At 56.8% G+C, this 23,040-nt stretch carries 21 protein-coding genes and 1 tRNA gene; 15 read left to right on the top strand and 7 right to left on the bottom strand.

Annotated features, from left to right (window positions below; translation table 11 throughout):
• Positions 1 to 17: 17 nt before the first annotated feature.
• Positions 18 to 986: a branched-chain amino acid ABC transporter permease gene (locus ACR0CR_RS13795; protein ID WP_480599972.1), complete on the bottom strand. Its 969-nt coding sequence runs from the start codon at positions 984 to 986 to the stop codon at positions 18 to 20.
• The gene (locus ACR0CR_RS13790) at positions 983 to 1,849 is read right to left on the bottom strand and encodes a branched-chain amino acid ABC transporter permease (protein WP_480599970.1); all 867 of its coding nucleotides are present in this window, start codon (positions 1,847 to 1,849) and stop codon (positions 983 to 985) included. Before ACR0CR_RS13790 ends, ACR0CR_RS13795 begins: the two co-directional genes overlap by 4 nt.
• A gap of 197 nt (positions 1,850 to 2,046) precedes the next feature.
• Between ACR0CR_RS13790 and ACR0CR_RS13785 the strand changes: the two genes are divergently transcribed.
• Positions 2,047 to 2,679, top strand: a complete 633-nt coding sequence (locus ACR0CR_RS13785; RefSeq protein WP_480599968.1) for a phosphoenolpyruvate hydrolase family protein — start codon at positions 2,047 to 2,049, stop codon at positions 2,677 to 2,679.
• Positions 2,676 to 4,400, top strand: coding sequence for a phosphoenolpyruvate hydrolase family protein (locus ACR0CR_RS13780; RefSeq protein ID WP_480599966.1), 1,725 nt, complete (start codon positions 2,676 to 2,678; stop codon positions 4,398 to 4,400). The genes ACR0CR_RS13785 and ACR0CR_RS13780 overlap by 4 nt, the downstream gene beginning before the upstream one ends.
• A 508-nt stretch (positions 4,401 to 4,908) precedes the next feature.
• On the opposite strand, the gene ACR0CR_RS13775 is transcribed toward ACR0CR_RS13780, so the two are convergent.
• Together ACR0CR_RS13775 and ACR0CR_RS13770 are read right to left on the bottom strand one after the other, a co-directional pair.
• A tRNA-Pro gene (locus ACR0CR_RS13775) sits at positions 4,909 to 4,985 on the bottom strand.
• A 58-nt stretch (positions 4,986 to 5,043) separates the two neighbouring features.
• Entirely contained in the window at positions 5,044 to 6,159 is a 1,116-nt protein-coding gene (locus ACR0CR_RS13770) for a THUMP domain-containing class I SAM-dependent RNA methyltransferase (protein ID WP_480599964.1), read from the bottom strand.
• Positions 6,160 to 6,444: 285 nt separating this feature from the next.
• On the opposite strand from ACR0CR_RS13770, the gene ACR0CR_RS13765 reads away from it, so the two are divergent.
• Genes ACR0CR_RS13765 through nqrF form a run of 6 tightly spaced genes read left to right on the top strand, consistent with a single transcriptional unit; the run spans position 6,445 to position 12,305 of the window.
• On the top strand, positions 6,445 to 7,788 hold the full coding sequence (locus tag ACR0CR_RS13765) for a Na(+)-translocating NADH-quinone reductase subunit A (protein ID WP_480600157.1): 1,344 nt from the start codon (positions 6,445 to 6,447) through the stop codon (positions 7,786 to 7,788).
• A gap of 5 nt (positions 7,789 to 7,793) precedes the next feature.
• Positions 7,794 to 9,002, top strand: coding sequence for an NADH:ubiquinone reductase (Na(+)-transporting) subunit B (locus tag ACR0CR_RS13760; protein ID WP_480599963.1), 1,209 nt, complete (start codon positions 7,794 to 7,796; stop codon positions 9,000 to 9,002).
• Positions 8,995 to 9,810: a Na(+)-translocating NADH-quinone reductase subunit C gene (locus tag ACR0CR_RS13755; protein WP_480599961.1), complete on the top strand. Its 816-nt coding sequence runs from the start codon at positions 8,995 to 8,997 to the stop codon at positions 9,808 to 9,810. Before ACR0CR_RS13760 ends, ACR0CR_RS13755 begins: the two co-directional genes overlap by 8 nt.
• Positions 9,810 to 10,463, top strand: a complete 654-nt coding sequence (locus ACR0CR_RS13750) for an NADH:ubiquinone reductase (Na(+)-transporting) subunit D (protein ID WP_170710614.1) — start codon at positions 9,810 to 9,812, stop codon at positions 10,461 to 10,463. Before ACR0CR_RS13755 ends, ACR0CR_RS13750 begins: the two co-directional genes overlap by 1 nt.
• Positions 10,463 to 11,071 carry an NADH:ubiquinone reductase (Na(+)-transporting) subunit E gene (gene nqrE, locus ACR0CR_RS13745; RefSeq protein WP_050603817.1) on the top strand — a complete coding sequence of 203 codons (609 nt, stop codon included), beginning with the start codon at positions 10,463 to 10,465 and terminating at the stop codon, positions 11,069 to 11,071. The genes ACR0CR_RS13750 and nqrE overlap by 1 nt, the downstream gene beginning before the upstream one ends.
• Before the next feature lie 10 nt (positions 11,072 to 11,081).
• Complete coding sequence (gene nqrF, locus ACR0CR_RS13740; RefSeq protein ID WP_480599959.1) at positions 11,082 to 12,305, top strand: NADH:ubiquinone reductase (Na(+)-transporting) subunit F; 1,224 nt, start codon at positions 11,082 to 11,084, stop codon at positions 12,303 to 12,305.
• A 35-nt stretch (positions 12,306 to 12,340) separates the two neighbouring features.
• Here nqrF and ACR0CR_RS13735 read toward each other — a convergent pair whose 3' ends face one another.
• Together ACR0CR_RS13735 and ACR0CR_RS13730 are read right to left on the bottom strand one after the other, a co-directional pair.
• Complete coding sequence (locus ACR0CR_RS13735) at positions 12,341 to 13,360, bottom strand: GDP-mannose 4,6-dehydratase (protein ID WP_480599958.1); 1,020 nt, start codon at positions 13,358 to 13,360, stop codon at positions 12,341 to 12,343.
• Between the two features lie 98 nt (positions 13,361 to 13,458).
• Positions 13,459 to 13,983, bottom strand: a complete 525-nt coding sequence (locus ACR0CR_RS13730; RefSeq protein WP_480599957.1) for a CBS domain-containing protein — start codon at positions 13,981 to 13,983, stop codon at positions 13,459 to 13,461.
• Between the two features lie 123 nt (positions 13,984 to 14,106).
• Here ACR0CR_RS13730 and ACR0CR_RS13725 point away from each other — a divergent pair, with 123 nt between their 5' ends.
• From ACR0CR_RS13725 to ACR0CR_RS13695, 7 genes are all read left to right on the top strand, one after another.
• Positions 14,107 to 14,292, top strand: coding sequence for a hypothetical protein (locus tag ACR0CR_RS13725; RefSeq protein WP_170658485.1), 186 nt, complete (start codon positions 14,107 to 14,109; stop codon positions 14,290 to 14,292).
• Positions 14,293 to 14,358: 66 nt separating this feature from the next.
• Positions 14,359 to 15,384: an FAD:protein FMN transferase gene (locus tag ACR0CR_RS13720; protein WP_480599954.1), complete on the top strand. Its 1,026-nt coding sequence runs from the start codon at positions 14,359 to 14,361 to the stop codon at positions 15,382 to 15,384.
• 11 nt (positions 15,385 to 15,395) lie between these two features.
• Positions 15,396 to 15,626: a (Na+)-NQR maturation NqrM gene (gene nqrM / locus ACR0CR_RS13715; RefSeq protein ID WP_170658487.1), complete on the top strand. Its 231-nt coding sequence runs from the start codon at positions 15,396 to 15,398 to the stop codon at positions 15,624 to 15,626.
• Positions 15,627 to 15,641: 15 nt separating this feature from the next.
• Complete coding sequence (locus ACR0CR_RS13710) at positions 15,642 to 17,318, top strand: sulfatase-like hydrolase/transferase (protein ID WP_480599952.1); 1,677 nt, start codon at positions 15,642 to 15,644, stop codon at positions 17,316 to 17,318.
• 89 nt (positions 17,319 to 17,407) lie between these two features.
• Positions 17,408 to 18,925, top strand: coding sequence for a 2,3-bisphosphoglycerate-independent phosphoglycerate mutase (gene gpmI / locus ACR0CR_RS13705; protein ID WP_480599949.1), 1,518 nt, complete (start codon positions 17,408 to 17,410; stop codon positions 18,923 to 18,925).
• A complete protein-coding gene (locus ACR0CR_RS13700) occupies positions 18,922 to 20,052 on the top strand; it encodes a murein hydrolase activator EnvC family protein (RefSeq protein ID WP_480599946.1) in 1,131 nt (376 codons plus the stop codon). Before gpmI ends, ACR0CR_RS13700 begins: the two co-directional genes overlap by 4 nt.
• Positions 20,053 to 20,058: 6 nt before the next feature.
• A complete protein-coding gene (locus ACR0CR_RS13695) occupies positions 20,059 to 21,402 on the top strand; it encodes a S41 family peptidase (RefSeq protein WP_480599943.1) in 1,344 nt (447 codons plus the stop codon).
• Positions 21,403 to 21,462: 60 nt separating this feature from the next.
• On the opposite strand, the gene ACR0CR_RS13690 is transcribed toward ACR0CR_RS13695, so the two are convergent.
• Entirely contained in the window at positions 21,463 to 22,989 is a 1,527-nt protein-coding gene (locus tag ACR0CR_RS13690) for an MFS transporter (protein ID WP_480599941.1), read from the bottom strand.
• Positions 22,990 to 23,040 lie beyond the last annotated feature (51 nt).

The raw sequence follows: 23,040 nt of genomic DNA, 5'->3' as shown, positions 1-23,040 counted from the left end.
CCTCCCTATGAGTTTGCTCAGACAGTTGATTTCTTCTTGGTTTCGGGGCGGCGTAGTCGCGCCATCCAATCGCTTGCCAGTTGCTGCAGCCCGCCAGGTGCTACGATGACTATCAGCAGAAGCACGACGCCAATCAGCGTGTTGAAGCGTTCGCGGTCGATCAGATCGACCGCGAATGTATCCAGCAAAACAAAGACCACCGCGCCGACGAACGCTCCGCCCGGATGGCGCAAGCCGCCGATGACCGAGATGATGAGAATGTCGATGATCGGACCAAGGCCGACCGAAAAGGATGAGATGCGTTCCTGATACCAGACGTTCAGGATGCCCCCAGCCCCGGCCAGCAGGCCCGAGAAGGCAAAGGCCGCAACAATGGGCGTGGTGACCGAAATCCCCAGTGCCAGCACGCGTCCCGGTGCATCGCGCACGGCCTGAATGGTCAAGCCCAGCGGCGAGCGGACAAAGCCGCTGACCAATGCCAGCGCCAACGCGGCAGTGCCAAGTGACAGCAGGTACAAGGCAAGTGGGTTGCGCAGGCTTATGCCTCCGATTTCGGGTGCGCGGACGCCCGAGAAACCGGTCCAGCCATTGAACAGGGAATAGTTCTGGCGCGTGAAGTAGAAGAACGCCACCCCAATCGCCAAGGTGATCATGATGGCATAGATGCCCCGCGACCGGCGCGCGATCAGACCGATCAGCCCGCCCGAAACAACCGCCAGCAACAAGGCCAGCGGAATTGAAATCCAGAAGGGCAGCTGCACTCCGATGCCGACAGCGTTTGGCCCGAAAAAGGCGATGGTGTAGCCCGCAATTCCGGCCATCGTGGCTTGCGCAAAGGATACGACGCCAAGATATGTTGCCAGGAAGCTGAGGCTTAAAGCCATGATCCCAAGGATCAGTGATCGCGTTGCAACCTGCGTCAGCCAAAAGTCGTTCAGCACGAAGGGCAGGATCAGCAGCGGGATGAGGATCAGCACATGTTTCATAGCTCGGCCTTCCCCAAGAGACCTTGCGGGCGGATGGCAAGAACCAGAACCATAATGGCAAATGTGAACACCACGCCGTATGTGGGGGCGTAGGCCAGCCCGTATTGCTCGGCCAGTCCGACCAGCAGCGCACCTAGTGCGGCACCTCCAATGGACCCCATGCCACCGACGATCACCACCACCAGCGAGGACAGCAGGAATTGCAGGTCGGTTCCCGGCGCGATCGACAAGGCGCTCGCGGCGACGACTCCGGCCATTCCGGCCAACATCCCACCTAAGGCGAAGACCAGTACAAAGATACGGTTGATCGGATACCCCAGCGCCCGCAACATGTCTTGATCGTCGACACCTGCGCGGATAACGGCACCGAACCGGGTGCGTTGGATCAGGAACCACAGCGCCACGCCGGTTGCCACTGCAAATGCCATCAGGGCCAGTCGGATATTGGCATACCCCACGCCGAGAACCGGCAAACGCTGGCCACCTGCCAGCGCTTCGGGCAATTCAACCTGATAGGTCAGACCACCCCAATACCAAAGCATCAGGTCCGCCATGATGATCGAGATCGCAATCGAAGCTAGGGTCTGGCGCAATTCATCGCCCTGCATCCACCCCAAGACACCCGCCTGCACGATGGCCCCCGCGAACGCCGCAGCAAGGCCGCCGCCGATCACACCCAGCCCCCAGCTCCCGGTGGCATCAACGATGCTGTAACCGACATAGCCACCCAGCAGCAGCAAAGCCCCATGCGCCATGTTCACCGTACGCATGAGCCCGAAGATCAGGCTGAAGCCGCTGGCCGCCAAGAAATAGAGCGCGGCAAGCGTCAACCCGTTCAGGGTGACGATTAGAAATAGTGTCATGATTCCTCCCGTTGAGTGAAACCATGACATGAGTTTCGGAAATCCCGGCGACTTTGGTTGCGAATGTAAAAAAAAATTAGTGTTTAAAATCAGATCGTTGAGCAGATCCACGTTGTTGCGCCATAACCATTTTGAGAAAAAATAAGAAATCCCTTCTCATTTCCGGTCATTTCTTCCTAAATGACCCCATGATAAAAATGGCACTTAGTGGATCGAGAACCGAAAATTCCGATCAGAATAACCGGATCTTCTGCCCGGCGCTGGATGGGCTGACCCCTCCGCAGGCAGATTTGGCCTTTGTGATGCCTCGAATGGACCATAACCGCGAGGTGCGTGAAAACCGTCGGCAAGGTGATTGGGCGGCCCTTCTCGCCAGCGATCCCTTTGGGTCCGAGGCCACGATGTTCGGTCAATTGCGCGACCTCGGATATCTGGGCGTTACAAACTGGCCGTCATCCATTTTGCTGGACGGCACGCTGAGACAATCCATGTCGACGATCCCCGCATCGCCCGAGTTCGAATACGACTTCCTTGCCCGAGCCAAGGGGGCCGGGTTCGAGGCAATGGCTTTCTTTCTCTCAATGGGCCAGGCGCGGGCCGCCCTTAAGGCCGGGCTGACAGGGCTGGTGCTGCATCCCGGGCTTCTGGATGTCAGGACCGAGGAAAGCAGCGCTATGGTTTTGGGTTCGCTCCAACGCCTGATCGATGCGATCAGGGCCGAGGCCAAGGATGTATCGATCTTCGCTTATACTTCTGGCTGGCACGAAGCTTCGGTTCCGCTCAGCACTTTGACGGTGGATGGTCTGGTCTGGCTTGAGGCTGACACATGACAAAACAACCCAAGGACTTCCTGTTTGGAGCGGTTGTCGGTTCAGGGCTGACGGCCAAGGCAGCTGACAAAGCCGGGGCGGATTATCTTCTGGCGCTGAATGCTGGTCGTTTTCGGGTGCAGGGCGCGTCGTCTCTGGTCAGTTTTCTTCCCGTGCGCGCCGCCAATGACTGGGTTTTTGAATTTGCCGAGCGTGAAATGCTGGGGCGGTGTTCAGCGCCGCTGTTCGCAGGCTTGTCTGTAAGTGATCCCACTCAGGATATCGCCGAGTTGGTTCGGCGGACCCATGATCTGGGCTTTTCGGGGGTGTGCAACTTCCCTTCTACAACTCTCATAGACGGTCGGCTGGGCGCGCTGATCGAGCGCGAAGGGCTGGGGCTTGAACGGGAAATTGCTTTGGTCGAAGAAGCTGTGAAGGCTGGCCTCAATTCCTTTGTCTACGTTCAAACCAACGTGCAGGCCCGCAGGATGGTCGAGGCAGGCGCAACAGCGATTTGCGTCAACATCGGCTTCACCAGCGGGGATACTGGCGTCAATACGCATCTGACACTGGAAACAGCGGCGGCGCAGATCGAGCGTGTGTTGGAGGGGGTTCCAGCTTCGGTCGATAAACTCTGCCACGGCGGACCGATCACCTCGCCCGAAGAAGCTTTGGCAATCACCCGGATTTGCGGCGTGCAGGGATTTGTCGCCGGATCGACACTGGATCGCTTGCCCGTGGAACAAACGCTCAGCGAAGTCACCAAGGGATTCACGGCTATTCCAAGCTTGTCGCGCATCACCTCCGGTCCCTTAAGCAATGTGCATGATCTGGTCGGTTCATCCTACACGATGCAGATGATCCGCGAAGAACTGGACGATCTGGCGTATGAAGACATCCCTGTCCTACTAATCGGCGAAACCGGCACCGGCAAAAGCCGAGCAGCTCAACGATTGCACGCGGCGGGTCCTTCGGCCCGAAGGCAGCTTGTGGTTGTCGACTGTCCGGCATTGGACGGACCCGAAGGTGGCGTTCACCTGCTCGGCAAGGCCGCCGGAACATTTGGCGGAACCAGCAACCAGCGCGGCGCTTTGGAGCAGGCATCGGGCAGCACCATTGTTTTTGACGAAATCACGGCCCTCAGTCCGGATCATCAGGGGAAAATCCTGAAGTTTACAGATGAAAAGACAGTGCAGCGGATCGGAGATTACACGCTGCGCAAAGCAGAGGCCAGGATCATTGCCACGTCGTCACCCGACCTTTTGGCAGAGGTCGAGACCAAAGCCTTTCGGCCGGACTTGTACCACCGGATCTCCGGTCATGAAATCACGCTGCCCCCGTTGCGCGAACGCATAGAGGACATCCCTGAACTGGCGCTGCATATCGGACGGCAGGTGATTAGTGATACGCCGAAATTCTCAAACGCCGCGCTGCGTCTGATGCTGGAGCATGACTGGCCCGGCAACGTGAGAGAGCTGTATTTTGCAGTCCAGCGTGCGGTCCGCAAATCCGACGGTTCAATAATCAACCTTAAAGATATCGAATTCCTGCGCCGCAAACCCGCCCCGGATTCAACGGCGCCCGCCAAAGAAACGCCGGCTGGGCCGCCGGTTTCAGAACGCGACTGGATCGCCGAGGCTTTGGCCCGCAACGGCTTTCGCCGGGCACAGACGGCGCAAGAACTGGGAATGACCACCCGCACGCTTTACAATAAAATCAAGAAACACGGTCTACAGGGTTAGTACGCTCAGTTACTCCGCTCCAACCCTCGCATCGCAATTGGCCGGGAAAGCCGATTAGGTTTGCGTCTTTATGTGCATTGCACTAGGTGCGCGAATTTACGCATTGTCCCAGGTCCTGCTCATAGTCTGACAATACCTCGCTGCGCCTGACGTGACACGAATAAACGGTTTTTTTACTCCGCATTACCTCGACGGCGATAGCGTTCCAATCCCGCCGTTAAACGGCCAATCACTTTCGCATCCAGCGACGCGTGCCAGAGGTGTATTGTCTTCGCTGACAAGCGAAAGCGTCTGGATTGCGTCGCGCTCAATCTGCAGCCAACGATGCAACGCGTGGCAGAATTCATGAGTCGAGCGCAAAGTGCGTTGCTGCTTCAATGCGGGAGTTTTGGACGTAGAGCGGCACACCAACAGTATGTCAGTTTGTGAGAGGCAACTTTAGTTGGCGGAAGGGTAAGTTAACTGGTCAAAAGGCAGAATTTCTCTGCATTTGAAAATTGATTTGATTTGGTCGGAGTGAGAGGATTCGAACCTCCGACCCCTGCCTCCCGAAGACAGTGCTCTACCAGGCTGAGCTACACTCCGACCGTGGCGGGTGATCTATACCCCGGCAATTGGATGTGCAAGAGGGATTCTCGGGGGTTCAGCCCAATGCCAGCGTTCTGTAAAGCCGGACTTTTGTGCCGCCGTGATCAACGACAGGCCCGGGCGGCAGCAAAGGCAGTCTGGTCGAGCGGGCGAGCGCCGCATTGCTGGTCACGATGCCAACGCGCCACCCCTTGAAACGCGACATCAGAACTTTGCCGAGGCTGCCATAGAGAGCCCTCAGACGTTTCTCATCACCAATTCGCGCCCCGTATGGAGGGTTTGCGATTACCAGTCCGGGTGAGGCCTGGGGCGGCTTCATGTCGCTGATCGATCGGTGCTGAAACCTCGTAACTAAGGAAACCCCGGCGTGTTCTGCGTTGGTTGTGGCTGCATCGATAGCGCCAGCGTTTCGGTCCGAGCCGAGAAAGACCTGATCACATTTGGTTTGACTGACGCTCGAACGCATGTGAGCCCAAGCTTCGGCATCGAACCCGGCAAGCTGTTCGAACGCGAAGCGACGAGATCGGCCGGGCAGCAACCCCAATGCGATTTCGGCGGCTTCGATGATGAAGGTCCCGGATCCGCACATGGGGTCAAGAACAGGTTCCGAGCCGTCGAAATCACAGGCGCGCAGAAACATCGACGCCATGGTTTCGCGCATGGGCGCTTTGCCAACCGCAGGTTTGTGACCTCGTTTGTGTAGAAGGTCACCGGAACTATCGATTGAAAAGGTGCAGATATCCTTTTCGATGCGCGCCAGAACACGAAGCGACGCATCATTGGAAATCTGGGCCCCCAGAGTTTCAGAGATTGCGTTTTCCACCCGCTGCCGGGCCGCCCCGGCATGGTAAATCCGAGACTTACGGCAGGTGGCTTCGACCTTTAAGGCGATATCGGGGCGCAAGACTGTGGACCAAGGAAACTTTCGGGCCCTTTTGTCCAATTGAGCCAGATGCACGGCGGGGAATCCACCGATGCGCACCAAAACTTTGTTGGCCCCGCGCAGATGCAGGTTTGCACGCCAGACCTCGGGCCAATCTCCACGACAGGTGACACCGCCGGGAACGATCCGCGCATTGGCAAAGCCCTTTTCAACGGCTTCATCATGCAATGGAACCTCGAGCCCCGGGGTTGCGGCAAGAAAAATTTCCAAGTCATTGGCTGTTGTCATTGCGGCTGCTTACACCGGAAGCCAATCAGGTGCGACACCTTTTCGAGCGGCGTGAATTTGGGCTCATCCTTGGAAAAGGGCATTCCTTCGTCGATTTCCGTCGCAACGGGTTTGCCTTTGGCAGCTTCCCCGCGTAAAGGGACCCTGATCAGAAAGAAGCCTGAAACGGTATGGGGTGCGCAGCCCTGTGCTGCTGGCGGGCTCCCACATTTGCGGCGTTTTGTGGCACTATGCCGGGGTAAAGACGCCACAGTGCAGGAAAAAGGCTTGGAAGACCGTAGCGACATGCAAACTTTCAAACTGAAAAAAGGGTTGGAATTGCCGGTGCAGGGTGCGCCCGAGCAGACAATTCACCCCGGACCAGACTATTCAACGGTAGGCGTTTTGGGCGGCGATTATCTTGGTTTGAAGCCAAAGATGCTGGTGCAAGAGGGCGACGACGTTCAGCGTGGCACCCCTCTGTTCTGTCACAAGGACGCGCCCGAGGCGATGATGGTCGCGCCGATGACCGGTAGGGTGGTTGCCGTAAACCGGGGCGCGCGCCGTGTATTGCAGAGTGTCGTGATTGCTGTTTCGGACGCCAATGACAATGGCGTTGATTTCTCTGGAATCGGCGAGATTGACACGGCCGAGGGTGTGACAGCCAAACTGTGTGCGGCGGGCTTGTGGACGGCGTTCCGTACGCGGCCTTATTCAAAGATGCCGACGCCGGGCGCGACCCCTGCAGCGATCTTTGTCACCGCGATGGACAGTGAGCCTTTGGCCGCGGATGCATCCGTTGTCATCAACGATGCAGGCGACGCGTTCGCATCCGGTCTGGCGGCGATCTCGAAGCTGACCGAGGGCAAGACATATCTGTGCCAAAAGGATGGCGACTCGATTCCGGGCGCGGATGTGTCGGGTGTCGAAGCCATTGCGTTTTCCGGCCCCCACCCGTCGGGTTTGGCGGGCACGCATATTCATTTTCTTGACCCTGTGGCCGGTGAAAAGCATGTCTGGACCATTGGCTATCAAGACGTGATCGCCATTGGTCGTTTGATGCAGACCGGTCATCTCGACCCTAATGTAGTGATTGCACTGACCGGTCCGGGCGCGCGACAGCCGCGCCTGATCCGCACGGCCATGGGAGCCTCGACTGACGACCTGACGCGGGATGAAGTCAATGTGGACGGCACGGCGCGGGTTATCTCGGGCTCGATCCTGTCGGGCAAACAGGCCGAGGGCCCAACAGCCTTTCTTGGCCGCTTCGCCCGCCAAGTGACCATCATCCGCGAGGATCCCGACCAAATCCCGATGGGGTGGATTCGCCCAATGCCGTCGAAATACGCGGTGCAGCCGGTTCTGGGTTCAGCCTTTGCCAAAAAGCTCTACGCATTCACCTCGAACTTGAACGGCGGCCGCCGGGCAATGGTGCCGACTGGCGTATTCGAAGAGTTGATGCCGCAGGACTACCTGCCAACGCAGCTGCTGCGCGCTCTATTGGTGATGGACACGGACACAGCGCAGGCATTGGGGGCGCTGGAATTGGACGAAGAGGACTTGGGCCTTGTGGGCTTTGCATGTCCTGCGAAATATGAATACGGGTTGGCGCTGCGCGACTGCCTGACCAAGATTGAAAAGGAGGGCTGATCCACATGGGTTTGCGCAGCTTCTTCGATCGGATCGAGCCGAACTTTACCAAGGGCGGCAAGTACGAGAAGTATTTCCCCATCTACGAGATGGTCGAAAGCTTTATCTACACTCCGAAAACTGTCACGACCGTTGCCCCGCACGCACGGTCTTACGTGGATATGAAGCGGATCATGACCTATGTCGTGATCGCGACGATCCCTTGCATCCTGTGGGGGATTTATAACACCGGTTTTCAGGCCAATTCCGCGATTGCGGCCTTGGGGCCAGATTCTGCTACGGGTTGGCGGATCGCATTGCTGGAAATGTTCGGGATTTCGCTGAACCCTGACAGCATTTTTGCCAACGTGTTGCACGGTCTGCTGTACTTCCTGCCGATTTACATCACGACACTGGTCGCGGGCGGTATTTTCGAGGTCATCTTCGCAACTGTACGGGGGCATGAAGTCAACGAAGGTTTCCTTGTTACATCAATGCTTTACACCCTGATCCTGCCTGCAACCACGCCGTTATGGCAAGTGACCTTGGGGATTATCTTTGGCGTTGTCATCGGCAAGGAGGTGTTCGGGGGCACCGGAAAGAACTTCCTGAACCCGGCATTGGTCGGACGTGCTTTCCTCTATTTCGCTTACCCTGCGCAAATGTCAGGAGACTCGGTCTGGACGCCGGTTGATGGTTTCTCAGGCGCGACCGCTCTTGGGATCACCGCGGCCGAGGGTGTACAGGCGCTTGCGGCCGACGGGATCACTTGGGCCAACTCGTTCTTCGGACAAATTCAGGGCAGTTTTGGCGAGACATCGACACTGGCCTGTATGATCGGTCTGGCCTTCCTTTTGACGACCAAGATCGCCAACTATCGCCTGATCGTAGGCTGTCTGGCCGGTACGGTTGGCTTCTCGCTGCTGCTGAACCTGATCGGGTCGGACACCAATCCGATGTTTGCGATGCCGTGGTATTGGCACATTGTTTTGGGCGGCTATGCGTTCGGTCTGGCCTTTATGGTGACCGAGCCCGTGTCGGCCAGCCACACCAACATGGGCCGCTATATCTACGGCGCGTTGATCGGTGTCATGGTTGTGATGATCCGCGTCATTAACCCCGCTTTCCCCGAAGGCATGATGCTGGCAATCTTGTTCGGAAACGTCTTTGCACCGCTGATCGACTACTTTGTCGTACAGGCCAACATCAAACGGAGGGCGCGTCGCCATGTCTGATACGCAATCCAACGAACCAAAAGGTGCGCTCGCCAAGTTTCTGGCCGCCTCGCCGGACTCAGTCGGCAAAACGATCATCATCGCGGTTGCTGTGTGCCTTGTGGCATCCATGGTGGTCTCCGCCGCAGCGGTCAGCTTGCGCCCGGTGCAAGAAGCCAACGCGCTGAAGGACAAACAAGTCAACGTTCTGCAGGTCGCAGGCGTCTATGAGCCGGGCGTCGACGTAACCGAGGCCTTCGCCGCGTTCGAGCCGCATGTGCTGGAATTGGCGACGGGCGATTTCTTCGATGACCAATTCGATCCTGCCACGTTTGATGACATCGCTGCGGCCAGCGACCCGGACCTCAGTGTCGCTTTGGCTGATGACCCGGCTGGGATTGGGCGCAAGTCCAAGTACCGCGTGATTTACCTGCTGCGCGACGATGCCGGCGGGCTCGACAAGGTGATCCTGCCCCTGCATGGATACGGCCTGTGGTCCACGCTTTATGGCTTTATCGCGTTGGAAAACAACGGTAACGACATCTTCGGTCTGCAGTTCTATCAGCACGGCGAGACGCCTGGTCTTGGGGCCGAAGTGGACAACCCGCGCTGGAAAGCCCTGTGGAATGGCAAGAAGCTGCGCGACGACAATGGCGATTTGCAGATCACCGTCGCCAAGTCTCAACCCGCAGCCGGACCTGATTTTTACATCGATGCGCTGGCGGGGGCCACGCTGACCTCGGTTGGTGTCGACAACCTGGTGAAATTCTGGATGGGCGATGCGGGCTATGCTCCGTTCCTGGCCAAACTGCAAGCAGGAGAGATTTGATGTCCCAGACCAAGAAAGAGATGCTGGTCGATCCGCTTGTCGACAACAACCCGATCACGCTGCAGGTGCTTGGCATCTGTTCTGCGCTGGCGGTGACTTCGTCGCTGCAGGTGTCGATGGTGATGGCGCTGGCGGTGATCTTCGTGACCTCGTTCTCGTCTTTCTTCATCTCATGCCTGCGCAACCAGATCCCCGGTTCGATCCGGATTATCGTTCAGATGGTGATCATCGCCTCGCTGGTGATTTTGGTGGATCAGATACTCAAGGCATATGCGTTTGAGATTTCGAAAACCTTGTCGGTCTTCGTAGGTCTTATCATTACCAACTGTATCGTTATGGGCCGGGCCGAGGCGTTTGCCATGAAGAACCCCCCCGTTGCGTCGTTTATCGACGGGATGGGCAACGGCATGGGCTATGGCTTGATCCTGCTGCTGGTTGGCTTCATTCGGGAACTTTTCGGCGCAGGCTCGCTGTTTGGCGTCACCATTCTGCAGACCGTCAACAATGGTGGCTGGTACGTGCCCAACGGCATGCTGCTGCTGCCGCCTTCGGCGTTCTTCATCATCGGCCTGATCATCTGGGCCTTCCGCACATGGAAACCAAACCAGGTGGAAGAACGTGAATACAAAATCCAGCAGGTAGAGGCGCACTGATGGAAGGTCTGATTTCACTGGCCGTAAAGGCCATCTTTGTTGAAAACCTCGCGCTCAGCTTCTTTCTGGGGATGTGTACTTTCATCGCCGTGTCCAAGAAGATTTCGACCGCGCTGGGTCTGGGCATCTCGGTCATGGTCGTTCAGGCCATCACCGTGCCTGCGAACAACCTGCTGCTGAATTACCTGCTGAAACCGGGCGCGCTGGCCTGGGCGGGCTTTCCGGATGTGGATCTGACCTTCCTTGGCCTGATCTCATATATCGGCGTGATTGCGGCGATGGTGCAGATCCTGGAGATGGTACTCGATAAGTACTTCCCGCCGCTCTACAACGCGCTGGGGATCTTCCTGCCGCTGATTACCGTGAATTGCGCCATCCTCGGCGGTTCGCTGTTCATGGTGGAACGCGACTACAACTTTGCCGAGGCGGCGACATACGGCTTGTCCTCGGGCTTTGGCTGGGCGCTGGCGATCACTGCAATGGCAGGCGTGCGCGAAAAGCTGAAATATTCAGACATCCCTGATGGCCTGCAAGGGCTGGGCATCACCTTCATCACCGCAGGTCTGATGGCAATGGCCTTCATGTCCTTCTCGGGCGTGAAATTGTAAGGAGGGCGCAATGGAAACCTTTACCCTAGGCGTCGCTCTTTTCACAGTGATCGTGATCGCTCTGGTCGCGCTCATCATGGCGGCCCGGTCCCGGCTGGTATCGACCGGCAATGTGAACATCACCATCAACGGTGAGAAAACGGTATCCGTGCCAGCGGGCGGCAAATTGCTGCAAACGCTTGCGGCCGAGAAACTGTTTGTGCCTTCTGCCTGCGGCGGTGGTGGCACCTGCGCGCAATGTCGCGTCAAGGTGCATTCAGGTGGCGGCTCGATCCTGCCAACTGAAGAAAGCCATATCACCAAGCGTGAAGCTGCTTGCGGCGACCGCCTGTCCTGTCAGGTGGCGGTCAAGCAGGATATGGACATCGAAGTTCCGGAAGAGGTCTTTGGCGTCAAGAAATGGGAATGCACGGTCCGGTCCAATGAAAACGTCGCAACCTTTATCAAGGCCCTGACCTTGGACCTGCCCGACGGCGAAGACGTGAACTTCCGCGCCGGGGGCTACATCCAGATCGAAGCGCCAGCGCACCAGTTGGCCTATACCGATTTCGATGTCGAGGAAGAGTACCGCGAGGATTGGGATCGTTTCAATCTGTGGCAATACAAATCTGTTGTGAGTGAGCCGATTGAACGGGCCTATTCCATGGCCAACTACCCGGACGAGAAGGGCATGATCATGCTGAACGTCCGCGTGGCCTCGCCGCCTCCGGGCGCGGAAGGCATCCCGCCGGGTCAGATGTCCTCTTATATCTTCAACCTGAAACCGGGTGACAAAGTGACGATCTCGGGTCCGTTCGGTGAGTTCTTCGCGCGGGAGACCGAGAAAGAGATGGTGTTCATCGGGGGTGGCGCGGGCATGGCCCCGATGCGCAGCCATATCTTTGACCAGCTCAAGCGGCTAGAGAACCGAAACCGCAAAATCAGCTTTTGGTACGGCGCGCGTTCGAAGAAAGAGATGTTCTTTGTCGAGGACTTCGACACTCTGGCCAAGGAGTTCGACAATTTCGACTGGCACGTCGCCCTGTCGGATGCGCAGCCCGAGGATGACTGGAAAGGCTATACCGGCTTCATCCACAATGTTCTGTTCGAGGAATACCTCAAGAACCACCCGGCGCCGGAAGACTGCGAATACTATATGTGTGGTCCGCCAATCATGAACCAGTCGGTCATCAACATGCTGCTGGACCTGGGAGTGGACCGCGAAGACATCATGCTGGACGATTTCGGCGGGTAATTTGACAAACCGGCGCTGCAAGCGCCGGTTTTTTATTAGGCCGGGACGTTGTAGTACTCGCGATACCAGTCGACAAATTTTGCCAAGCCGGTCCGGATGTCGGTTTGCGGTTTGTAACCGGTCAATTCCTGCAAAAGGCTTGTATCTGCCCAAGTCGCAGGCACATCGCCCATTTGCATGGGCATGTAGTTGCGGATTGCCTTCTTGCCCAATGCATCCTCGATGGCCTCAATAAAGTCGAGCAAACGTACCTTTTCCGAATTCCCGATGTTCACCACACGGAACGGGGCGACAGGCGACAGGCTGTCCCCCGCGGAGATGTCGTCTTTGTTGTCCGGCCGTTCCGGCACCGCGTCAATCAACAGGCGAATACCGCGTACAAGGTCTTCGACATAAGTGAAGTCCCGATACATGTCGCCATTGTTGTAAATGTCGATCGGACGGTCATTCAGGATCGCGTCGGTAAATTTGAAATAGGCCAGATCAGGACGACCCCACGTGCCGTAAACGGTGAAGAAACGGAACATTGTGGTCGGCAGGTTCCACAGATGGGCATAGGAATGCCCCATCGCCTCATTGGCTTTTTTGGTGGCCGCGTAGATCGTCAGTTGCAGATCGGCCTTGTCGATCTCGGTGAACGGCATGTCCTCATTGGCACCGTAGATCGATGAGGTCGATGCCATAAGCAGGTGCTCGATCTCGTGTTGGCGGGCTACTTCCATGACGTTGAATGTGCCAACGACGTTGGATTCGACATAGCTGCGCGGGTTTTCAAGGCTGTAACGCACCCCTGCCTGTGCGGCGAGGTGGATGATGACGTCTGGTTCAAACTCTTCCCCGACCTGTGCGAGACGGTCGTAATTCTCCAAAATATCTTCCGTTGCCGAAAAAGCCGGGTTCTGCAGCAGCATCTGATGACGGCGTTGCTTGAGCGCGACGTCATAATAGTCGGTCATCCCGTCATACCCATGCACGCGAAAGCCTTCTTCCAGCAGCAGCCGGGCGAGGTGGAACCCGATGAACCCGGCGGTTCCGGTGATGAGGACTCGTTTCATGACTTACCCGAGTTTTGTGTCAAACATGACCGTGAGGAAAACGCTCAGCCATTGAACGTCAAGTGGTATTGTCGAAGTGGGCTGGCGGACAGAGATTGCTAGCCGACGATCATCTGCTTCATCTTCAGCGCTTCGTATTCCAGTTCGTTCAAGCGGAAATTCACCACATCACCGATGGTGATGACGCCACACAGATTGCCGTCTTTCAAGACCGGCATGTGGCGAAAGCGTCCTTCGGTCATGGTTTTGAGGACATTCATCATTGGATCATCAGGCGAACAGGTTTGCACATCCCGTGTCATCAGGTCCTCGACAGATTGTGGCAACGTCTGACCCGGAGTTTCGGCCATGCGCCGGACGATATCGCGTTCCGACAGGATTCCCTGCAGCGCTCCGTTCTGGTCCGCGACGACCACCGCTCCGATGCGTTTTTCCTTGAGGATGTCCACGACCGAATGAATGGTGTCATTGGGTCGGACGGAAAAAACCGCGTCCCCTTTCCCTTCCAGCAGTTTCGCGACCGTCGATTGAGAATGAGACAGGTTCGACTCGACCGATTGGCTGTGGGTCGCCGTATCGGCCTTGTCGCCACGGGTTGGTGGCTGGTAAGAGCTTGGAGCCATGAGCGATCTCCTTCTTCAAAGGAATGGATTATTGACACCACCTTACCGCAGGCGCGGGCACTGTATAGGGTGCAATTTCGAATTCCTTTGGCATTCCCGCGATTTGCAGGGTTGGCGGTACTAATGAGCGGATTGTATCTTACGCCACCCGTGGCTGCGCTCATCTTTTTTGTTGTTGTGGTTTGTGGTCATAACTTCCGTATGGCGTGGAAAAACCAACCGCCCGGCTGGCAGAAACGCGCCTGGCTGTTTGGTGTTCCCGCTGCAATTGGCTTGTTTACGCTTGCGTTTCTGCCGCTGGAGATTTGAGCGTTGTTTGACTCTGACCGGGGGCGCTGGCATATGCCGGGCAACATTTTTTCAAGGGGCTGCCTGATGCGCCAACTGACAGCTTTTGCTCTGGTATTGCTTGCATCCGGATGCTGGTTCGACACCGAGCCAGAAATTGTCCGCCTGTCGGGCGAGACGATGGGAACCACCTTCAACATCACAGCTATTGGCGATGATCTGGATGAGGCCGCGTTGGCCCAAGCGGTTGAAAAGACGCTGGCCGAGGTTAACGCGAAAATGTCCAACTGGGACCCAAATTCCGAGGTCTCAGTGTTCTCGGCATCGGGCAGCACAGATGCGATGCCTGTGTCAGACGAATTTGCGCTGGTGATCGAAGCGGCAAAAGATGTGCACGAAAAATCCGGCGGAACCTTCGACGTCACGCTGGGCCCGCTGATCGAACTTTGGGGCTTTGGTCCACGTAAGCCCGAAGACCCGGTTCCGGCAGATGCGGAAATTACGGCGGCGTTGGACAAGGTGGGGCAAGGTCGGTTGCTTGATCTGGACCGTGAGGCGGGCACCTTGGCGAAATCGGACGCAGCGGTTGGGATCAATCTGTCCGCTATCGCCAAAGGCTATGGGATCGACGCCGTGGCGGCGACTCTTCGAGAGGCCGAAATCGAAGACTACATGGTTGAGATCGGCGGTGACTTGGTTGCCAAGGGTGAAAACGACAAAGGCGAAATCTGGCGGATTGGCATTGAAAAGCCTGAGCCCGGCGCGCAGGCCATCCAAATAGTCGTGTCGTTGAACGATCTGGGCATGGCCACGTCCGGAGACTACAAGAATTTCTTCGAACAGGACGGTGTGCGCTATTCCCATATCATCGACCCCACGACGGGGCGGCCCATCACGCACCGCACCACATCCGTGACCGTTCTGGCCGAGAATGCCATGATGGCGGATGCCTGGGCGACCGCGATGCTGGCATTGGGTCAGGACGCGGGGCTGAAACTGGCGGAAGAGCATAAACTTGCCGTGTTTTTCATCTCCAGAGATGTGACAGGCGGGGAAGATGCCTATATCACGGTACAAAGCACCGCGTTCAAAGATCTGCTGGGATCGAACTGAAGGACCGTATCATGAGCACCTTTATTCTGGCCTTCGTTTTGCTTCTGATCATCATGGTCGGGATGTCGCTGGGCGTGATGCTGATGGGCAAAAAGATCAAGGGCAGCTGTGGCGGGCTGAACGCGATCTCAGGCGCTGACAAATGCGTAGTCTGCCACAAGGATATCGACCCGGACAGCCCGTTGCGTGATCAGCTCCAATGCAAACGCGCCAAAAAGATGCTGCAGCAGATGGAAGGCTAGGATAGCTATCTTGGCATGAGCAAAGCCAAGAATATCCTTTTCATCATGTTCGACCAATTGCGCTGGGACTACCTCGGTTGCTATGGGCATCCGCATCTGCACACACCCAATATCGATCGATTGGCCGCAAAGGGCGTGCGTTTTACACGCGCTTATATTCAGTCGCCGATCTGTGGAAGTTCTCGCATGTCGACCTACACAGGGCGCTACGTGCATTCGCACGGTGCATCCTGGAACGGTATTCCGCTGAAAGTCGGCGAGATGACCATGGGGGACCATCTGCGCAAGGCGGGGATGGACTGCTGGCTTGTTGGCAAAACACATATGCGGGCGGATGCCGAGGGAATGGCCCGTTTAGGGTTGGAACCGGACTGCCTGATCGGCGCGCGGGTCGCCGAATGCGGGTTCGATGTGTTCGAGCGGGACGACGGAATGCGGCCTGAAGGCCCGGATGGGTTTTACGATCCCGACGGGTCGAAGCGGTATAACGAATACCTCGCTGACAAAGGATATGAGAGCGACAACCCATGGCATGACTTTGCCAATTCCGGTTTGGATGCGGGCGGCAATGTGTTGTCGGGCTGGTTTCTCAAAAATTCTTCCGAAGCCGCTAATATTGCCGAAGAAGACAGCGAGACGCCCTATCTGACCAACCGCGGCATGGAATTTATGGAGGGTCATGATGGCCCATGGTGCTGTCACCTGAGTTACATCAAACCGCATTGGCCCTATATCGTTCCCGAACCCTATGCCTCGATGTACGGGCCGGAGCATGTTCTGCCCGTGGTTCGATCCGAGGCGGAACGGCAGAACGCGCATCCGGTGCTCAAAGCCTTTATGGACACCAAAATTGGCCAGACCTTCTCGCGTCAAGACGTCCGCGAGGCGGTGATCCCGGCCTATATGGGATTGATAAAGCAGGCGGATGATCAAATGGGGCGGCTGTTTGATTGGATGGAGCAATCTGGTCGAATGCAGGATACGATGATCGTTCTGACCTCGGATCACGGCGATTTTCTGGGCGATCACTGGATGGGCGAAAAGACGTTCTTTCACGATGCTTCCACCAAGATGCCGCTGATCATCTATGATCCGTCCCCCGAGGCGGACGCCACGCGTGGCACCACTTGCGGCGCGTTGGTCGAGTCTATTGACCTTGCTCCGACGTTTGTAGATGTGGCCGGTGGTGAAGTTGCTGACCACATTCTGGAAGGGCATTCGCTATTGCCCATCCTGCACGGTCAGGCACACATAACACCGCGAGAATTCGCGATTTGTGAATATGACTATTCAGCCTCTCCGATTGCCGAGATCATGGATGTCTCGGTCCGAGATGCGGTCATGTTCATGATTGCGACGAAGCGGTGGAAACTAATCCACTGCGAGGGCGGGTTTCGGCCCATCCTGTTTGATCTGGAAAATGATCCGCAAGAGTTGACCGACTTGGGTGACAGCGCGGAACACGTCGAAGTCATCGCTCGGATGTACAACCATTTGTTTGCCTGGGCGCGCAGGCCGTCTCAGCGCACCACGCGGTCTGCGCAGCAATTGATGGACATGCGAACCAAAAGCCGGGGCAAGGGCGTTTTGCTGGGTGTCTATGATGAAAATGACGGTCCGCTGGAACTGACGGTCAAGTATCGTGGCCGTAAGGCACGACCATTTATGGATATCGTCGGAAAGGACGATTAATTCTGCCAGCACCCCGCGAAAAGCTGGTTCAAACCGGAGCGTGCAACGGGTAGAAGACATGCTGAGAGCAGTTACCGGAGACGTCCCAAATGAGCGCGCCGAAACCCGTTGTCCTGTGCATTCTTGATGGATGGGGTCTGTCGGACGACACGACGGCGAACGCGCCGTACCTGGCGAACACTCCGACATTCGATGCGATCATGGCCAATGGACCGCATGCGCAACTGATCACGCATGGTCCGGACGTTGGCCTGCCCAGCGGGCAAATGGGGAATTCCGAGGTCGGGCATACGAATATCGGCGCGGGCCGGGTGGTGGCCATGGATTTGGGCCAAATCGATCTGGCCATTGAGGATGGCTCTTTCCACCAAAACGCAGCCCTGAAGGCGTTCATCGACAAGGTGAAGGCTGCAAACGGGACTGCACACCTGATGGGTGTGGTCTCGGATGGGGGCGTTCATGGCCATTTGAACCACATCATTGCGGCGGCCAAGGCCATCACGGGTGCGGGCGTTCCTGTTGCACTCCACGCAATCACGGACGGGCGGGACGTAGCTCCGAAATCCGCATTCACTTATCTGGCCGAGCTTGAGGCAAGACTTCCCGCAGGTGCGACGATCGCAACGGTCTGCGGGCGTTACTTCGCCATGGATCGTGACAACAGATGGGAGCGGGTGGCAGAAGCCTACAACGCGATGATCAAGGGGCAGGGCAGGGTGGTCGACACGGCGCATGCGGCCGTTGATCATGCCTATAACCAGTCGGAAACCGATGAATTCATCGTTCCGACCGTAGTGAGCGGGTATTCTGGGGTCAAAGACGGTGACGGTTTTTTCTGTCTTAACTTTCGTGCGGACCGAGCGCGCGAAATCCTGAGAGCGATTGGTGAGTCAGGCTTCGCAGAATTCGAAACTGGTCCACGACCAAACCTTTCAGCATTGCAGGGAATGGTGGAGTATTCTGATGGCCACAACGCCTATATGACCACCGTTTTCCCCAAGCGGGACATCAAGAACACCCTTGGCGAATGGGTGGCCAAGCAAGGTTTGCGCCAGTTTCGTCTGGCCGAAACCGAGAAGTACCCGCATGTCACGTTCTTTCTGAACGGCGGCAAGGAAAAGCCGGAAGAGGGCGAAGCCCGATATATGCCGAAATCGCCCAAAGTCGCGACCTATGATCTTCAGCCCGAGATGTCTGCAGCCGAAGTGACCACGAAATTCGTCGAGGCGATCCAAGGCGGCTATGACTTGATCGTCACGAATTATGCCAATCCTGACATGGTTGGCCACACTGGCGATTTATACGCCGCTATCAAAGCTTGCGAGGCGGTGGATCAAGGGTTGGGGCAGGTGATAACTGCCCTGGAAAGGGCCGGTGGTGCGATGATTGTGACGGCCGACCACGGCAATTGCGAGATGATGGTCGATCCTGAAACCGGCGGTCCACACACGGCACATACGCTGAACCCGGTGCCGGTGGCTTTGGTCGGCGGGCCGGACGGAGCTAAGCTGAGATCCGGGCGCCTGTCGGATCTGGCGCCAACCATCCTGGATCTGATGCAATTGCCCAAACCTCCGGAAATGACTGGGGAGAGTTTGCTGTCATGACTCTGCGTCTGGCCTTGGCCGGGGTGCTCGTCTGGTCCGTGCCGGTATTTGCGCAAAGCCCGTCTGAGGCGGCGCTTGAGGCTGCTCAGATGCTCGAAGACGCCTCGGTCGCATTGACCGAGGCCGACAGCGCGCGTGACCGGGTTCGCGCACTGACCGAGACGATTCAGGCCTACGAAGCCGGATTGACAGCCATGCGCGACGGGTTGCGCCGTGCGACGCTGCGCGAAGCACAATTGTCGGCGGAATTGCGTGCGCAGGAGGCGGAAATCGCGCAGTTGCTGGGCGTTTTGCAAACCATTGAGACAACGGCTCCGCCTGTTCTGATGCTGCATCCATCAGGGCCGCTTGGTGCTGCACGGACGGGCATGATGCTGTCCGAAGTAACGCCGGGTCTGAATTCGCAAGCTCGGGAACTTGCGCGGGATGTGCACGAGGTCCAAACCCTGCGGCAACTACAGCAAAGCGCCACTGACACACTGACCGAGGGGTTGACCGGCGTGCAGGACGCTCGTACCCGGTTGAGCGAGGCCATCGCGGACAGAACTGATCTTCCACTGCGCTTCGTCGAAGATCCGGTTCGCACGGCCATTCTGATTTCGTCGACCGAAACGCTTGACGGTTTCGCCAGCGGCTTGTCCGAAATCTCGGAGGGAGAAATCGCCGCGACAGATGCGGATGTTTCGGCGATGAAGGGGCGGATCGCATTGCCGACTCAGGGTGTCATCCTGCACCGCGCGGGCGAGACGGATGCCGCCGGAGTGACCCGGCCAGGCCTTGTATTGGGCACGCGCCCGCGTTCCTTGGTCGTATCGCCCACTGCGGCGACGATCCGCTACAGGGGGCCGCTGCTTGAACTTGGAAATCTGGTCATACTTGAACCTCAGCCGGGATTGCTGTTCGTTTTCTCGGGCTTGCAAGAAGTCTATGGCCAGCCAGGGCAAGTGATCCCCAAGGGCTCTCCGGTCGGATTGATGCCGGGTGAAACCCCGGAAATTGGCGCTATTATGTCAATAAGCAGTGATGGCACTGGAACTGACCGGTCAGAAACGCTCTATATAGAGGTAAGACAAGACAACAGCCCCGTGGATCCGGAAACGTGGTTCCGGACTGACAAGGATGGATAAACGAGTATGAAGAAATTTGTGATGGCCGGAATCGCCGGTACCGTGGCAGGGATCATCGTAACCACTCAGATCGCAGGACCTTTGCTGGCGCAGGAAGCGGAAAGCAAAGCCAGTGTGTACCAACAGCTGGATCTGTTTGGCGATATTTTTGAACGCATCCGCGCGCAATATGTGGAAGAGGTTGAAACTGAAGAGCTGATCGAAGCGGCCATCGACGGCATGTTGACGTCACTTGATCCGCATTCCTCATATCTGTCGCCTGACGATGCTGCACAGATGCGCGTCCAGACGCGGGGCGAATTCGGTGGATTGGGCATCGAAGTCACGCAAGAGGAAGGCTTTGTCAAAGTCGTCTCTCCTATGGATGACACCCCTGCCGACGAGGCCGGAATTGAGGCCGGAGACTTCATCACGCATGTTGATGGCGAAAGCATTCTGGGTTTGACGCTGGACAAGGCTGTTGAGCTGATGCGCGGGCCGGTGGGATCGGAAATTGTGATTACCGTTGTACGCGAGGGTGAGACTGATCCTTTCGATGTCACCATCATACGCGACACAATCAAACTGACGGCGGTGCGTGCGCGCACCGAAGGCACAAGTGTCGTTTTGCGTGTGACAACATTCAATGATCAGACTTACCCCAACCTTAAGGAAGGTTTGGAGGAACAGATTGACGAAGCGGGTGGCGTCGAAAACGTCAACGGTATCGTGCTGGACCTGCGCAACAACCCTGGCGGTTTGCTAACGCAAGCGATCAAGGTGTCCGACGCATTTCTGGATGAAGGCGAGATCGTCTCGACCCGTGGCCGCAACCCAGAAGATGGCGAGCGGTTCAACGCGACCCCGGGCGACCTGACAGGCGGCAAGCCGATTGTTGTACTGATCAATGGCGGTTCGGCGTCAGCATCCGAAATCGTTGCCGGCGCGCTGCAAGATCATCACCGGGCCATCGTGGTTGGGACCAAGAGCTTTGGAAAAGGTTCGGTCCAAACCGTCATGCCGTTGCGCGGGGATGGTGCAATGCGCCTGACAACATCGCGGTATTACACACCGTCTGGCCGCTCGATCCAGGCTCTTGGTGTCAGCCCCGACATCATCGTTGAGCAGCCTCGCGTGAGCGCTGTGGATGAGGAAGAAGATGACACCAATGTGCGGAGCCGGTCAGAAGCCGATTTGCGCGGCAGCTTGAATAACGACAGTCTGAGCGAGGATGAAATCCGCCAGATCGAAGAAGATCGCGCGAAAGCTGAGGCAACCGCGGAACTGCGCGAGCAAGATTATCAACTGGCCTATGCCATTGATATCCTGAAAGGGCTGTCCGCATTCAACCCGACTGGGCCGTCGCAGTAATCCGACGATTGAACAAAGGAACGGGCCGCAAAAAATGCGGCCCTTTTTTGTTGGCGGCAATCAGCCTTCTACCTTGTGCAATTTCTTCTCATCCAGCATGACCGCAAGAAGAATGCCGACTGAGACTGAGAGCATTGCAAATATGAAAGCCATGTTCATTCCGCTGTCAAACGCCGACTGAATCGCGGATTTGACTTTCTCGGCGTCCCCTGACCCGAGTTTCTGCATCACGGCGCGCGCGGAATCCGATGTCAGCGAACTGCCGTTGATCATTTTCTGATCTGCGGCTGACAGATCAATGCCGTCAAATTTTAACTGTCTGCCAAGACTTGAAAGGCTTGTAACGTACATGATGGCCGTCGCGCAGGCGACCGATATTGCGCCGTAGACAAGGTGAACCATGAAACTGAGCCCGCCAACAAGACCGGCGCGCTCGGGCTTGACCGCGCAGACGGCGGCGGTCCCGGACGGACCGACAGTCAAAGTCGCACCTAAGCCAATCATGGCCATACCCGGCAGGATCTGAAAATACCCAAGGCTTTGCGGCAATATGACAATGGTTGCCGATCCGACTGCTGCGCAGACATAACCCGAGAACAGCAATCGCTTGGGTCCAAAATCATTATAGAGCGTGCCCGAAACAATCGATCCCACCGCCAACAAGATGGTCAGGGGGGTCAGCCCCAGCGCCGATTGGAACACCGACCACCCAAGAACTTTCTGCATATATTGCGGAAAGTACAACAAACCCACGAAGGCGGCGGAAACGTTGAACATATTCAGCCCAAGCGTGATCCGAAACTCTCGGTTCTGCATGAGCTGTGGTAGTAAAAGCGGTTCTTTAACCCGTTTTTCCACCCTCGGAAAAAGAACGAACAACACCGCGCTAACAAAGAACAGAAGTAAAATCGGAACAGAGGACCATCCCCAATCTGCACCGACGTCCAACCCGTAAAGCAAGAGCAGAACCGCAAACGACAATACGCCCATCCCGGCAAAATCGATGTGCTCGCCCTGTTTGTGCTGGGTTTCCCGCTCCATAAGAAAAATGGCCACGGTCATTGAAATGGAAGAGAAGATGACGTTGGCCAGAAAAAACAGTCGCCAGTCTCCAAAGTTGACCGCGGCTCCGCTGATCATCGGGCCGAAAACATTACCCGTGGTAACGCCCGCCAAAATCAGGCCCATTACCAGCGCGCGATGTTCTTCCTTGGACACTTTTGTCGCTCCGAAGGCCAATGTACACGGCCAGACACATCCCGCGCCGATACCCTGCAAAGCCCGGGCACCAATCAGGTAGTCCAGACCCGGGGACACATAACAAAGCACAGACGCGAACAGGAAAATCGAGAGGCCGATGATCATCATCTTTCGGTGACCATACATGTCGCCCAGACGTCCGCCTGCCACCATGGTCATCGCGAAGAACAGAGCGTAGATGTTTAACACCCATTGGGTGCTGGTGATATCAGCGTCAAAGCTGCTTTCGATTGCGGGAACCAACATCAAGGCACCTGTGAAATCGATGCCGATTCCAAATCCTGTCACCATCAATGCGATGACTTTTATGATACTGCTGCGTTCCAAATGACCACCTGTTTGAAAAGTACCAAACATGATGCACGGATGAATCAATAA

Source organism: Ruegeria sp. AM2, from assembly GCF_056540685.1.
This window is presented reverse-complemented; position numbering and strand designations above follow the sequence as displayed.